The 13,752-nt window shown below is 58.3% G+C and carries 11 protein-coding genes and 1 pseudogene; 3 read left to right on the plus strand and 9 right to left on the minus strand.

All coding sequences use genetic code 11. From position 1 onward, the window contains the following. Positions 1–388: 388 nt before the first annotated feature. On the minus strand, positions 389–898 hold the full coding sequence (locus tag GV764_RS10955) for a hypothetical protein (RefSeq protein ID WP_161660185.1): 510 nt from the start codon (positions 896–898) through the stop codon (positions 389–391). Between the two features lie 621 nt (positions 899–1,519). Here GV764_RS10955 and GV764_RS10960 point away from each other — a divergent pair. Next, positions 1,520–2,011 (plus strand): annotated as a pseudogene (locus tag GV764_RS10960) (substrate binding domain-containing protein); the annotation flags it as partial. A gap of 265 nt (positions 2,012–2,276) precedes the next feature. Here the strand turns inward: GV764_RS10960 and GV764_RS10965 are convergent. The 8 genes from GV764_RS10965 to GV764_RS11000 form a co-directional block, all read right to left on the minus strand. After that, a complete protein-coding gene (locus GV764_RS10965) occupies positions 2,277–3,695 on the minus strand; it encodes an L-fucose/L-arabinose isomerase family protein (protein WP_161660186.1) in 1,419 nt (472 codons plus the stop codon). A gap of 21 nt (positions 3,696–3,716) precedes the next feature. Continuing rightward, complete coding sequence (locus GV764_RS10970; RefSeq protein WP_161660187.1) at positions 3,717–5,204, minus strand: FGGY family carbohydrate kinase; 1,488 nt, start codon at positions 5,202–5,204, stop codon at positions 3,717–3,719. Between the two features lie 2 nt (positions 5,205–5,206). Beyond that, on the minus strand, positions 5,207–6,151 hold the full coding sequence (locus GV764_RS10975; RefSeq protein ID WP_161660188.1) for a transketolase C-terminal domain-containing protein: 945 nt from the start codon (positions 6,149–6,151) through the stop codon (positions 5,207–5,209). Then, positions 6,144–6,974, minus strand: a complete 831-nt coding sequence (locus tag GV764_RS10980; RefSeq protein ID WP_161660189.1) for a transketolase — start codon at positions 6,972–6,974, stop codon at positions 6,144–6,146. Before GV764_RS10980 ends, GV764_RS10975 begins: the two co-directional genes overlap by 8 nt. A gap of 87 nt (positions 6,975–7,061) precedes the next feature. Beyond that, complete coding sequence (locus GV764_RS10985) at positions 7,062–8,162, minus strand: ABC transporter permease (protein WP_161660190.1); 1,101 nt, start codon at positions 8,160–8,162, stop codon at positions 7,062–7,064. Position 8,163: 1 nt separating this feature from the next. After that, positions 8,164–9,678: a sugar ABC transporter ATP-binding protein gene (locus GV764_RS10990; protein WP_201743142.1), complete on the minus strand. Its 1,515-nt coding sequence runs from the start codon at positions 9,676–9,678 to the stop codon at positions 8,164–8,166. Beyond that, positions 9,678–10,271 (minus strand): DUF2291 family protein, encoded by a 594-nt coding sequence (locus GV764_RS10995; RefSeq protein WP_161660191.1) that lies wholly within the window; start codon positions 10,269–10,271, stop codon positions 9,678–9,680. Before GV764_RS10995 ends, GV764_RS10990 begins: the two co-directional genes overlap by 1 nt. 12 nt (positions 10,272–10,283) lie before the next feature. Continuing rightward, complete coding sequence (locus tag GV764_RS11000) at positions 10,284–11,225, minus strand: D-ribose ABC transporter substrate-binding protein (protein ID WP_161660192.1); 942 nt, start codon at positions 11,223–11,225, stop codon at positions 10,284–10,286. A gap of 207 nt (positions 11,226–11,432) precedes the next feature. Between GV764_RS11000 and GV764_RS11005 the strand changes: the two genes are divergently transcribed. Both GV764_RS11005 and GV764_RS11010 read left to right on the plus strand, forming a co-directional pair. Beyond that, on the plus strand, positions 11,433–12,377 hold the full coding sequence (locus GV764_RS11005) for a sugar-binding transcriptional regulator (RefSeq protein ID WP_161660193.1): 945 nt from the start codon (positions 11,433–11,435) through the stop codon (positions 12,375–12,377). Positions 12,378–12,574: 197 nt separating this feature from the next. Continuing rightward, a complete protein-coding gene (locus GV764_RS11010; RefSeq protein WP_161660194.1) occupies positions 12,575–13,678 on the plus strand; it encodes a cobalamin-independent methionine synthase II family protein in 1,104 nt (367 codons plus the stop codon). Positions 13,679–13,752 lie beyond the last annotated feature (74 nt).

Here is a 13,752-nt window from a genome sequence, read left to right on the forward strand (position 1 = left end):
ATACGTGATGTTAAAAATAGCGTTGTGCGTTAAGCGGGTTTTTAATACGCCGGGTATTCAAACCGCTTTTCCTGAAGAAGGGTTGAAAAGGGTTCACCCATTATTATGCAGCGTATGCGCTAATTTCTGTGACATAAAAATCCCCCATGAGAAGTGGGGGAGTGTAATCCGGATGATTAACAAACCTGTCCCAATACTATCAGTCATCAACCATCGTAGATTTACTTACACTCTCCCCTTTTTCATTTCTCAGAATGAATAACCGCCACCGATAAAAACACTGTTAATTTAAATCAGGCGTAAAGTCTTCATTAACTCTGAACAGGGTGCCGGACGTCGCGGAGCCGTAAGTCGTTACCGCTGCGCTTTATAGCCGGCTCATTCATCGCTATTTCGCGTTCGCTACGAATACGCGATTTTTAAACAGTGCCACTTTCCCGTTAGCGTAAATCGTCGTGATATATATCCCGGCTTCAAAGGATTGATTACCCATTTCATGTTCGATTTCAACGGCGGGTTTACCATCAATACTGACAAGCCCTAAACGATCACGCTTAATTTCCACATCCCCTACGTGCTTTGTGAAAGGCTTTGCGCTACTGACAGGCGCTTGCGCTTTTGCATGCGTTTCGTCACACAGGCCGTTAGCTTCATCAACTTGTGTACAGCCGTTAGCCGCAAGCCGATCAAGATGCTTATGCGAGGCTTGACCGTATTGCCTGGCAGCGTTCTCCAGTGCCTGTTTCTCAGCAGCAGCGTTAATCGCGCTTTGTCTGTTTTGTTCAGCGATATAGCAAGTATCACGGCTAATCCCCTGATTTTCACATTCTTGCATTCTGGACGCCTGAGAAGAGCAACCCGCCAGAATCAACACGCCGACAATACATAACTTTTTCATCATTAAACCTTACTTATTAATATCATGAGCATTCCACGTTAACCGCTATCTGATGTATCACCGCAACCAGTCAGAACAACGGTTTAAACAGGGTGCGCTATTGCGATATGTCGCGTTATTTCCACCCTCACCAGATTCCCTGCAAGGATGACGCGCTTTTATCACGCTCAAAGCCTGAACGCTGAAGAGGAACGGATATATTCGTTGAGTGAATTTTTCAGCGTAAAATAACTATACGGAGCGCAGGTGTTCAAATATTGATGGCGATCACACTTAAGCACAAATAGCTAAAAAAATTTCACTTTGTGGCGTTGATAATTCACCCCGTAAACAAAGCGGTACATCCTGCGATAACGGGGCTCACGAACCGGTCAGGCGCCCCGGTTTCGACCACACTCCGGGTTATTTATCGAGTGAGAAAATGCTGCCGACCTGTTTGGGCAGCATCGTCAACCGGGGCGGGGTCCGTCCGCGTATTTCGCTTCATCCTCCCTTGCCCCGGAAAGAGCCGCAACCTCAGTTAATCAGGGCGCCACCCTCAGTATCCACCACCGCGCCGGTAACAAACGGGTTATCCATGACGAACAGGTAACCTTTCGCCAGGTCCTGCGCCCGACCAAACTGAGCATCCGGTTCGGTAACCTGCCGGACAGTAATCTGGTGACCCGGTATATTCGCCCCAATTCCCGTGTTCTGGTGGCCTCGAAACGTTATCTGGAAAGCCACGGTCTGCCGCAACACCCGGATGAACTTCATCAGCATCGCTGCCTGGTTATGGAGCAGCGCGGCACGCTGATGAACGAATGGCGCTTTGAACGCCAGGATGCACCGGCCACGGTGCGCGTCACGCCGGCCATGGTGTGTGACGACGGCGCACTGTTGCGGCAATGGGTACTGGCGGGCGCGGGCATCGCCAGTAAATCCTGGTGGGATGTCAAACGTGATGTGGAGCAGGGCCGACTGACGGTCCTGTTTCCGGAGCAGTTCATCGGCTTCAGCCGCCATGACCGCAGGCAGGTCGGCCTGCAGTTTGTTTACCCGCAGCGCCGCTTTCAGCCTTTACAGGTGACGGCCTTCAGCGAATTTTTTATACAGTGGCTGGAAAATGAATAGCCGTTCTCCGCCTCGCAGGGGCGCGGGTTGTGCGTCCCTCTCCACGTTTGCGGTGAACTAGCCTGAGCAGGTTGCCGGATGGGTGAAAACCGCCTGCCAGGCGGGCAGCCGACAGATGCGTGACGCGGGCATGACGTTAACAGGACCTGTGAAGCGATATCAATACCGCCCGGCGCCGTGCCGTTTTACGCCGCCCCTCAACCCGGACCTCAAAAAAAAACCGCACCCGGCCCTGCGCCGTGTGCGGTTGCAGCGTTGTTTAACATCAACGATGCCAGTAACAGCTAATCCCCAGATACTTACTAAATGCCTCCTGCAACACCGCGCCGGTCGCCGAGTGGTTCATCGCCACGTGGTGTTCGAAGCCGTTATTGCAGATCCACGCCAGCAGGTTTTCCAGATGCGGCACTTCGATCACCGCGCGGCAGCCCACGGTGTCCAGCGCGTCGTCCACCGACTGGCCTTCGCCGACGTAGGCTTTGATCTCGCCGGTAAAATCATCCGATGAGAGGCGGAAGTAGGTGAGCGGGCCGCTCTTCAGGCGACCGTGCACCGCGCCGCAGGTGTTCTCTTTGCCCACGGTGGTGCCGATGATATCGGCGGTGCCCATCGCCGGGGATTCCAGGCTGGCGCTGGCGAAGTTGCCGCAGTGGAACAGCACGCACTTGTTGCGATCGTCGCCGAAGTTGTTGTTCCAGTCGGCAATCGATGCCGGGTTCAGCGAGCAGCTCGCCAGGGCGTACATCGACAGCGCGCCCATCACATCCACTTCACAGGCGCTCGGCATCAACTGGCCGGACATCACGCTCATGATTGAACAGACGTTAATCCCGAGATTTTCCTGCAATGACGTCCAGCACTGAATGGCAGTGGTGTCGATATCGTTGGCCGTCACCCATTCGCTGATCACCACGAACAGTTTCGCCATGGTCACCAGTTTGTCCGCCGGAATGGCGCTGGCGTCGGCGTTGTCCATCAGGATGCCGCGTTTTTCCTGCACCCGGATGTCGTCATCGCTGATGTGTTTGATGCGGGTGAAAATCTCCGACAGATCGAGGGTTTCCACCGCGACGCCCATTTTCTCCAGTAGTTTTTCGCTGTAGCGCACGGTATTGAAGCTCGCGGGACGCGCGCCGATGGCCCCGATACGCACGCCTTTCATCGAACTCACCACCCGGCAGATTTGGGTAAAGCGCTGCAAATCGCTGGCGAACACCTCGCTGGTCAGCGCGCAGACGTGCTGGGTGGTCAGGGTAAACGGAATGCCGTACTGGCGCAGGTTGTTGCACAAGGAAATCTTTCCGCAGAAGCTGTCGCGGCGGGTGGCGAGGCCCATTTTATCGAGGTTGTCTTCTTCCGCCTGGATCAGCACCGGCACGTTGAGACCGGACAGGCGAATGGCTTCCGCTACCGCTTTTTCATCGCCAAAGTTCGGCAGCAGTACCACCACGCCGTGGATCTGGTCGCGGTGCTTGCGGAACAGTTCGGCGCACACTTTGGCATCCTGGCGGGTTTCCACGCCGCCGAGGTAAGTTTCGCCATCTTTCAGCATCACGGTATTGATGCCGAGGCGGGAGAACAGCGCTTCAGCCTGCTCGCGGGCTTCCGCCACCAGATAGCTGGGGAAGAATCCGCGGTTGCCGATAATAACGCCGAAGGTTAATTGATGTGGGATACGGGACATGGCATCACTCCAGTAAAAGGATTATTTGGGCTGAAAGCGGCAGCGCGCCACGGCTTCAAGCCACTGTTTATAGTTTTGTTGCATCTGTTGTTGCCGCGCGGGCTGCGGCGCAATACGTTCGCCCTGGCTTGCCAGCGCCGCAGGCATTTCCTCCTGCCACCAGCCCAGCGCGTTGCCGGCGAGCAGCGCGGCGCCCAGCGCCGAAACTTCGGCGGCGGGCTGAATAATTAACGGTCGTTGTAACACGTCGGCCTGCAACTGCATCAGCCAGCGGTTTTGGGTGGCGGTGCCGTCGACGCACAGCGTTTCCAGCGGCTGACCGCAGGCCTGTTCCATGGCGAAAAACACATCGGCGATTTGATACACCACCGATTCCAGCGCGGCGCGGGCCAGCACCGCTGGCGTGGCGGCGTCGGTTAAGCCGCAAATCGTGCCGCGCGCCTGGAGATCCCACCAGGGCGCGCCGAGGCCCGACAGCGCCGGAACGTAATAGACGCCCTGATTGTCCGGCACCGACTGCGCCAGCGCGGTCAGTTCCGCCGGATTGTTTATTCCCAGCATCCGCCCGAGCCAGGCCGCGCCGGAGCCGGTATGGGTGATATTGCCTTCCAGCGCGAAGGTGCGTTCGCCGTCGTGCCAGGCGAGGGTGGTGCTCAGTCGATTGGCCCGCGACACCGGTTCCGGAATCGAAAACATCAGCGACGACCCGGTGCCGTAAGTGGCCTTCACCACGTTGCCGCAGGCGCGACGCTGGGCGTAGAGCGCGGCGTGGGAATCGCCAATCAGCGACAGGATCGGCGTGCCCACCGGTACGCCGGGGATAAACCCGACCTGCACTTCGCCGTGCAAACCGCTCGACGGCCTGACGTCCGCCAGCGCGGCGCGCGGCACGTTAAACAGGGCGAGCAGTTGCTCATCCCACTGGCCTTCATAAATGTTGAACAACTGGGTGCGGGCGGCGTTGGCGTAATCGGTGGTGAACGCGCGTCCGCCTGTAAACTGCCAGTTCAGCCAGCTATCGATAGTGCCGATGCATAATTCACCGCGCTCTGCACGCGCCACGCCGTCCGGCAGGGCTTCCAGCAGGGCGCTGATTTTCGCCGCCGGGAACAGCGGATCCACCGGCAATCCGGTGCGTTGGGTAATCAGCGCGTCGTGGCCCTGGGCCTGAAGTTCAGCGCAGCGCGCCTCTGAGCGGCGGTCCTGCCAGCTCACCACCGGGGTGAGGGGGGTGCCGTCGGCGCGTTGCCAGATTACGACCGATTCGCGCTGGTTGCTGATGGCGATCCCGGCCACCTGCACCGGACCGGCCTGCTGTAAACAGCCGTTAATCGCCTCGACCACCGCCTGCCAGATCGCCAGCGGATCCTGCTCGGCGAGGCCGGGAGCCGGGTGGCGGATCTCCACCCCCACGCCGCAGCGCCCGACGATTTGCCCTTCGCGGTTGACGGCCACCGCTTTGGCGTTGGTTGTGCCCTCATCAATCGCGAGAATTATTGGGCTCGACATGGTTATGCTCCTTCACACAGCGCAGTGGCTTTGCGTACCACACCGGCGGCGTCAATACCGTGATGGGCGCGCATATCCTTACGATCGGCGGCAATGGCGTACCCGCCGTCGGCAATCCCCAGCCGGGTCAGCGGGATAGCGCAACCGGCTTCCGCCAGCACTTCCGCCACCAGGCTACCGACGCCGCCGTTGACGTTATGTTCTTCCACGGTGATCACCCGGCGTGATTTTTGCAGCGCGGCCAGCAGTTGCGCGGTATCGCACGGGCGAATCGAGGGCACGTTGATCACTGCCGCGTCAATGCCCTGGTCCGCCAGGGCCGCGGCGGCGCTGACGATCTCATGCACCGTTGAACCCATCGCCACCAGCGCCACGTCCGCGCCGTCGCGCAACACGTTAATCGCGCCCGGCGTAAAGTTGTAGCTGGCGTCGTGCAGCTCCGGCAGCGCTTTGCCGTCGAGACGGATATACACCGGGCCAACGTGATCCAGCGCGTAATCGATAATCTGGCGGCACTCAACCGGGCAGGAGGGCGCGTAGATTTCGATATTGCCGAAACCGCGCAGCACGGCGATGTCGTCGATACTGTGGTGAGTACTGGCCAGCGGGCCGTAGCTGGCTCCTGCGTTCAGGCCGAACAGTTTGACGTTGCTGTTGTTGTAGCAGACGTCCACTTTGATCTGCTCGTTGGCGCGGGAGATCAAAAATGGCGCGGCGTTACAGGTGACGGCGATTTTACCGCCCATCGACAGCCCCACGGCGGCGCCCACCAGGGTTTGCTCGGCGATGCCGACGTTCACCAGCCGGTCCGGAAACTGTTTAATAAACGGCGAGATTTTGGCGGTGGAGGTGGAGTCCGCCACCACCGGCACCAGGTCGATACCGCGTTCTACCGCGTCGATAAACGCATTCACCATCACCGTTGCCAGATGTTCGCTATTACTCATCTTTCAGTTCCTCCAGAGCCAGTTCCACTTCTTCACCCTTCGGCACCCGGTGGTGCCACTCCGCGCGTCCCTGAATAAACGACACGCCCGCGCCTTTGGTGGTGTTGGCGATAATCACGTGCGGTTTGCCGCCCGGTTTCAGCCCTTCAATGGTGGTCACCACGTCCTGCATGTCGTTGCCGTTGCACTGGGTCACTTCCATGCCGAACGCGCGCCATTTTTCATCCAGCGGATCGGTGTTGAGAATATCTTTGGTTAACCCCGCCAGCTGTAAGTTGTTTTTATCGTTAATAATGATCAGGTTATCGAGCTGGTAATGGGCTGCCACCAGCGCCGCTTCCCAGTTGCTGCCTTCCGCCAGTTCGCCGTCGCCGGTGACCACGAACACCCGGCGCGGGTTATTGCTGCGTTTGGCCGCCAGGGCAATGCCCACCGCCACCGGTAACCCGTGGCCGAGCGCGCCGGTATTCAGCTCCACGCCCGGGGTTTTATGCTTCACCGGGTGGCCGGGCAGGTGGGAGTCGGCGTGCTGATAGGTCGACAGCCACTCCACCGGAATAAACCCGGCTTCCGCCAGCACGCAGTAATAGCCGCCCACCGCGTGGCCTTTGGACTGAATATACATATCGCGCTGGTCGCTGTTCACCTGTTCCGGCGAGCAGTTCATCACCCGGAAATAGAGCGCGGTGAGGATCTCAACCTGAGAGAGATCGGCCCCGGTATGCCCGCCTGCCGGGCTGTTAGCGTTCAGCGTAATGATGCGACGGCGCACCGCGCGGGCTTTCTTTTCCAGATCCGCAACCGACAATGAAAACGGATTCATAGGCTTACCTCTTGCATTAAAAATCATATATGAATATTTATTCGATAAGGGTAAAAAAAATCGCCTTTCGAACCAAACTGTGACGCGCTACGCTTTTGCGCTGCCTTCCATCGCGGCTTTTTGCGCCACCACGGCGGCTTTCTGCTGCATCCGGTTCTGCATCTGGTCGATAATCACCGCCACAATAATCACGATGCCTTTGATCACCATCTGCCAGAACTCGCTGACGCCCATCATCACCAGGCCATCCGCCAGGAAGCCGATCACAAACGCGCCGACCAGGGTGCCGAGAATGGTGCCGCGCCCGCCTGCCAGCGAGGTTCCGCCGAGCACCACTGCCGCAATAGCGTTCATCTCAAAGGCCGTACCGTTCGCCGGGTGGCTCGCCACCAGCTGCGCGGAGACCACAATCCCGGCGATCGCGGCGCAGAAGCCGGAGAGGGTATAGACCCAAATTTTTACCTGTTTGACTTTCACGCCGGACAGTTCGGCAGCGCGTTCGTTATCGCCGATGGCGTAAACGTGGCGGCCAAAAGGCAGGCGACGGGCGACGTAGGCGATGGCAATCGCCAGCACGATCATCATCCAGATAGCCCAGGGCATACCAAGGAAGTTACCCGCGCCGATCTCGTCGAAACCGGTGTTGCCCAACTGCGGGTTACCCGAGAGGCCCGGGAAGGTTTCGCCTCCCGACGTCAGCATCGCCGCGCCGCGCAGCACGTACATGGTGCCGAGGGTGCAGATAAACGGGGCCACGTTATAGCGGGTGATGATCCAGCCGTTGGTGGCGCCAATCAGCCCGCCAATCAGCAGCACGAGCGGCACAATCACCCAGACGCTGGGGAAAATCGCGATGCCGAACATCGGCAGCACAATGCCTTTGGTGATCAGCCACCCGGCGATCATCCCGCACAGCCCGAGGGTCGCGCCGATGGACAGGTCAATGCCCGCGGTAATAATCACAAAGGTGATGCCGAGCGCCAGGAAGGCGTTAATGGCGATGTGTTTAATCATGATCACCATACTGCCCATGGCGAGGAAGTCGGGCACCATGATGGAGAAAAAGCCGACTATCAAAAACAGCGCAATAAAAGTGCGCAGCTTTAACAGCAGCAGGAGGATATTTTCCCGCGAACTGAATAGCGAGGCGGGTCTTGCGTTAAGCGCGACTGTCTCATTCGTTTTCATATCAGAATCCTTGTGCACTAGCGGAAACCAATGCCGACTCTTCGGCGTTTTCACGGGGAATATCTGCGGTCACTTTGCCGCCGGACATCACCAGGATGCGGTCCGACACCGCCATAATTTCTTTCAGATCCGAGGTGGAAAACACCACCGCGATACCCTGTTCGGAGAGCTGCACCATCATGCGGAACACGTCGGCTTTGGCACCCACGTCGATACCGCGCGTCGGTTCATCCAGCAGCAGCAGCTTCGGGTTGGTGAGCAGCGAGCGGCCAATCACCACTTTTTGCTGGTTGCCGCCGCTCAGCGCCTGAATCTCGACTTCCGGCGAGGAGACCTTGATTGACAGATTGCCGATGGTGGTCGCCACCACCTGTTCCTCATCGCGCCGGGAAATCGCGAACCCGCTCTGCAAACGCCGCCACAGGCTGGCGATGGTCAAATTGCTGGCCACCGACGAGATCGGGAAGATGCCGGTGCGCTTGCGATCTTCCGGCACCAGGCTCATCCCCATGCGGATGCGCTCCGCTGTGGACAAGCGCGGCGGCACCGGTTTGCTGTCCAGCCACAGTTTGCCGAGGTAGTTGCGATTGGTGCCCAGCAGGCACTCGAACAGCTCGGTACGCCCCGCGCCCATCAGCCCGTAAATGCCGACGATTTCCCCGGCGCGCACGTTAAAGGTCACATCGTCCACGACCGCATTGCCCGAGGCGTTAACGCAGGTAATGTGCTCCGCTTCCAGCACCGGCGCGCCAAACTGGCGGCCCGGCGTCAGGAAGCTGGACACCGGTTCGCTGCCGAGCATTTCGCGCACGATCCACGGTACGTCGATGTCGCTGACCTGCGCCTCGGCCTGAAACTTGCCGTCGCGCAGAATGGTGATCACATCGCCAATCGCCATCAGCTCTTCCAGCCGGTGGGAGATATAGATGATGGATACGCCCTGGCGGGTGAGTTCACGGATCACCCGGAACAGGATCTCCACTTCGGTTTTACTCAGCGCCGAGGTGGGTTCGTCGAGGATTAAAATATCCGCGTCTTCCGCCAGCGCCTTGGCGATCTCCACCAGCTGCTGCTGGCCGACTTTCAGGTTCGCCACCTGTTCATTGGGCGAGATCGGCTGATCGAGGCGCCTGAGCAGTTCCGCGCTGCGCTGGATCTGAGTGGCTTCATCAATCGGCTTCAGACCCTGTTGCAGTTCGCGGCCCAGAAAGATGTTTTCCGCCACGGTCAGGTTCTCAAACAGATTCAGCTCCTGATGCACCATGCCGATGCCGTGAGCGGCGGCGTCACGGGTATTGGCGAAATGCACCGGTTTGCCGTTGAGCTCGATGGTGCCGGTGCTGGGCTGCTGTACCCCGGCGAGGATTTTCATCAGCGTGGATTTCCCCGCGCCGTTCTCGCCGATAATCACATTCACTTTGCCGCGCCAGACGTTGTAATCGACGTTATCCAGCGCCACGGTGCCGGGGAACAGCATCGACACCCCACGGGTACGCAAAACAATCGGATCCTGCATTATTTCGCTCCCTGCTGGATATCCAGCGCCACGGCGTCGGACAGCACGCCATCTTTGAGATTGCCGGCAATTAGCATCGTCACCGGCTGCTGCTGCCAGGACGCGTCAACCGGCGGCAGGTGTTTCACCGCTTCGCGGTTATAGGCTTTGGAAAGCTGAGCAAACTGGACCTGGTTGGTGAAATCCTCAAATTTAAAACCGGCGGCGTCGCGCACCGCATTGCCCCTGATTAACGGCCCAATCTGGACCTCCAGCGGCTTATTGTTCAGCGTCACGGTCACCGACCGTTCGCGTGGGTTGGTTAAATCGACTTTTTCGATGTTGCTGTGCAGGCGCACAAACACGCTTTGCGGCGTCGGGCTGTTGGGCAGCGTCGCGGCATCCAGCGCATGGTCGCGCGCCGGGGCGCTGACCCGGCTGTCCCATGTTTGTTGCGCTATCTGCGCGGGTGTCATATTGGCGAAACTCGCTTTCGCGTTGGGATCTGGCGGAATGATCGGTTTACCATTCTCGTCCAGATCCACCACCCGGCAGGCAGTCAGCAACAGGGTACTGCAACACAACACGCCAATACCCCATTGTTTCAACGACATACAACCTCCGGCTTAGTTGCTCAGTTTGAAGGTGTTCAGTTTTGACGCATTGGACTCGTCAATCAGCACGCAGTCCATCAACTGTTTTTCCTGCTCTTTGGCTTTACCGTTTTTCAGGTAGTAATCCGCCTGAACGACCGCCATCTGCGCCTGCTCCCAGCCCGGTTGCAGTACGGTGGCTTTGATGTTGCTGCCGGCTTTAATCGAATCGCGCACATAGTCGCTGCCGTCGAAGCCCACCACGATCACATTGGTTTTACCTGCCGCTTTCAGCGCCGCTTCCGCGCCCAGCGCCATGGTGTCGTTACCGGAAATCACGCCGACGATGTCCGGCTGGGTTTGCAGAATGGCTTCCATACGGTTGAAGGCTTCGGTCTGGCTCCAGTTAGCGGTCTGCTGGGCCACCATCTTCATGTCCGGGTAGTCGTCGAGAATGTCGTGATAGCCCTGCGAGCGCACGTGGGCGTTGGTATCCGACTGGCGGCCCAGCAGCTCAACGTATTTGCCTTTGCCGTCGAGCAGTTTGGCGAATTTCTCTGCGCCCAACTGCGCGCCCTGATAGTTGTTCGACACAATCTGGGCCACCGCTACGCCGGTTTTGTTGATTTCACGGTCGATCAGGAATGCCGGAACGCCAGCGGCTTTGGCTTTTTCCAGCGGGCCGACGGTGGCGTCCGCACCGGCGTTATCAAGAATGATCGCTTTGGCTTTACGGGCGATGGCGGTCTCAATCAGCTGGTTCTGTTTGTTCACGTCATCGTCATGCGAGGCCACCAGCGTGGTGTAGCCGAGTTCTTTGGCTTTAGCGGCAGCGCCGTCCGCTTCGGCTTTAAAGAACGGGTTGTCGTGTGAAGGGGTGATAATGGCAATCAGTCCGTTGTCAGCGGCACAGAGGTTGGCAGACGCCGCAAACAGCGCAGCGACTAATGAGGCTTTCAGTAGGGTATGTTTCATTTTTATCTCCACATTGAATATATATTCAAACATGATTTATTATTCAATGTAACCATATGCCCCGGAACTTGTTCTGTCTACGGTCAATTCAGCGAAATGATGAAAAGGCGAAAGCGATCACAATTTGTTCACTTATGGGTCAAAAAGGGGTCTTACTTGTTATTTATTCGGTCTTGAATAAAAATACAGAGGGACTCAGGAGGTGCTATGTCGAAACAGGATGAACAACGGCTGCTGGTGAAAATCGCCACGCTCTATTATGTCGATGGAATGAAGCAATCTGACATTGCTGGCCTTCTGCAGCTTTCGCAGTCATTTGTCTCGCGCGTCATCACCCGCTGCCAGAAAGAAGGGGTGGTGAAAATCAGCGTGATCCAACCGCCGAATATTTTTCTGTCGCTGGAGAACGCGCTGGAGCAGAAATACGGTATCCGCCAGGCGATTGTGGTGGACGTGGATGAACCGGCGTCATCGGCGCAAATCAAACACGCCATCGGCAGCGCCGCTGCGCACTACGTGGAAACGCGGCTGCGGCCCAACGATTTAGTGGGCATCTCCTCCTGGAGCAGCACCATCCGCGCCATGGTGGACGAGCTGCACCCGCAGAGCATCAAAGCGCGCGGGGTGATCCAACTGCTGGGCGGCGTGGGGCCGAACGGCAACGTGCAGGCGACCATTTTGACCCAGAATCTCGCGGCGCAGCTGGGCTGCCAGGCCTGGCTGTTGCCCTCGCAAAGCATCGAACATTCCGTCGAAGAGCGCGCCCGGCTGGTGTCGAGCGATGACGTGGCGGAAGTGGTGCGCAAATTCAGCGAAGTGGACGTGGCGATCCTCGGCATCGGCGATCTGGAGCCGTCGCAGCTGCTGAAAAATTCCGGCAACTACTATGGCGAAGCCATGCTGAAAACCCTGGCGGCGCGCGGCGCAGTGGGGGATATCTGCCTGCATTACTACAATGCCGAGGGCGAGCCGGTGCTGAGCAAGGAGGAAGATCCGGTGATCGGCATGGAGCTCAGCCAGGTGCGCGATTGCCCGCACGTGGTGGCGCTGGCCGGCGGCACCGAAAAGGTCAACGCCATTCGCGGGGCGCTGAAGGGTAAATACATCGATGTGCTGATCACCGATTATCCCACCGCGCGCCAGCTCGCCTGATTCAGTAAGGGGCATCTGACCGGTGCCCTGAGCAATCCTCAACCCAACGTGAATTTTTCTCATGTGCCGTGAATTTTCTTCGTTTGCACAACCTCCCGCTGCGTGACACTCTGAATGCATCTAGCCGTCCAGATGGCTAAAAATTCATAATGCGAACAATCACCCTGGGCAATTACTTTCAGGGTCAAGGAGACACCATGCAACGCCAACTTCCCCCGTACCGCGCCGATGTCGTCGGCAGTTTCTTACGCCCTGACGCGATTAAGGCCGCCCGCGAACAGTTCGCCCGTGGTGATATCGATGCCAGCCAGCTGCGCCAGGTGGAAAACGACGCCATCCGCGCCTGTGTGGAAGCGCAGTGCGCCTGCGGCCTGACGGTGGTCACCGACGGCGAATTCCGCCGCGCCTGGTGGCACCTTGATTTCTTTGCCGCACTGCAGGGCGTGGAGCTGGTGGAAGTGAACCAGGGCATTCAGTTCTCCGGCATCCAGACCAAAGCCCAGAGCGTGCGCGTCACCGGCAAAGTGGCGTTCGGCAACCATCCGATGCTGGAAGATTTCCGCTTCCTGAAAAGCGTCAGCGGCAACGCTGAGCCGAAAATGACTATCCCCAGCCCGAGCGTGCTGCACTTTCGCGGCGGCGCGGCAGCCATTGACCGCAACGTCTACCCGAATCTCGATGACTACTTCGCCGATCTCGCCGTGACCTGGCGCGACGCCATCCGCGCGTTTTACGACGCGGGCTGTCGCTATCTGCAACTCGACGACACCGTCTGGGCCTACCTGTGCTCTGATGAACAGCGCCAGCAGATCCGCGATCGCGGCGAAGACCCGGACCATCTGGCGCAAATTTATGCCCGGGTACTGAACCAGGCGCTGGAAGGCAAACCGGAGGATCTGACCATCGGCCTGCACGTTTGCCGGGGCAACTTCCGCTCCAGCTGGATTGCCGAAGGCGGCTACGAGCCGGTGGCCGAGGTGCTGTTCGGCACCGTTAACGTCGACGCGTTTTTCCTTGAATATGATAACGACCGCTCCGGCGATTTCTCTCCGCTGCGCTTTATCCGTCCGGGCAAACAGCAGGTGGTGCTGGGCCTGATCACCACCAAAAACGGCGAACTGGAGCACCGCGAGCAGATTAAAGCGCGCCTGAAAGAAGCGTCACAGTATGTGGATCTCAACCAGGTTTGCCTCAGCCCGCAGTGCGGATTTGCCTCAACGGAAGAGGGCAACGCCATTACGCCAGCCGAGCAGTGGAATAAAGTCCGTCTGGTCACGGAGATTGCGGCTGAGGTGTGGTAAATATCGTGATTAATGATGGCCGATAATAAATTGTCATAATAAAAACTTATATCCGTCTGTTAACGCAGGCGGAT

Source organism: Atlantibacter hermannii (assembly GCF_009907385.1).
GTDB classification, from domain to species: domain Bacteria; phylum Pseudomonadota; class Gammaproteobacteria; order Enterobacterales; family Enterobacteriaceae; genus Atlantibacter; species Atlantibacter hermannii_A.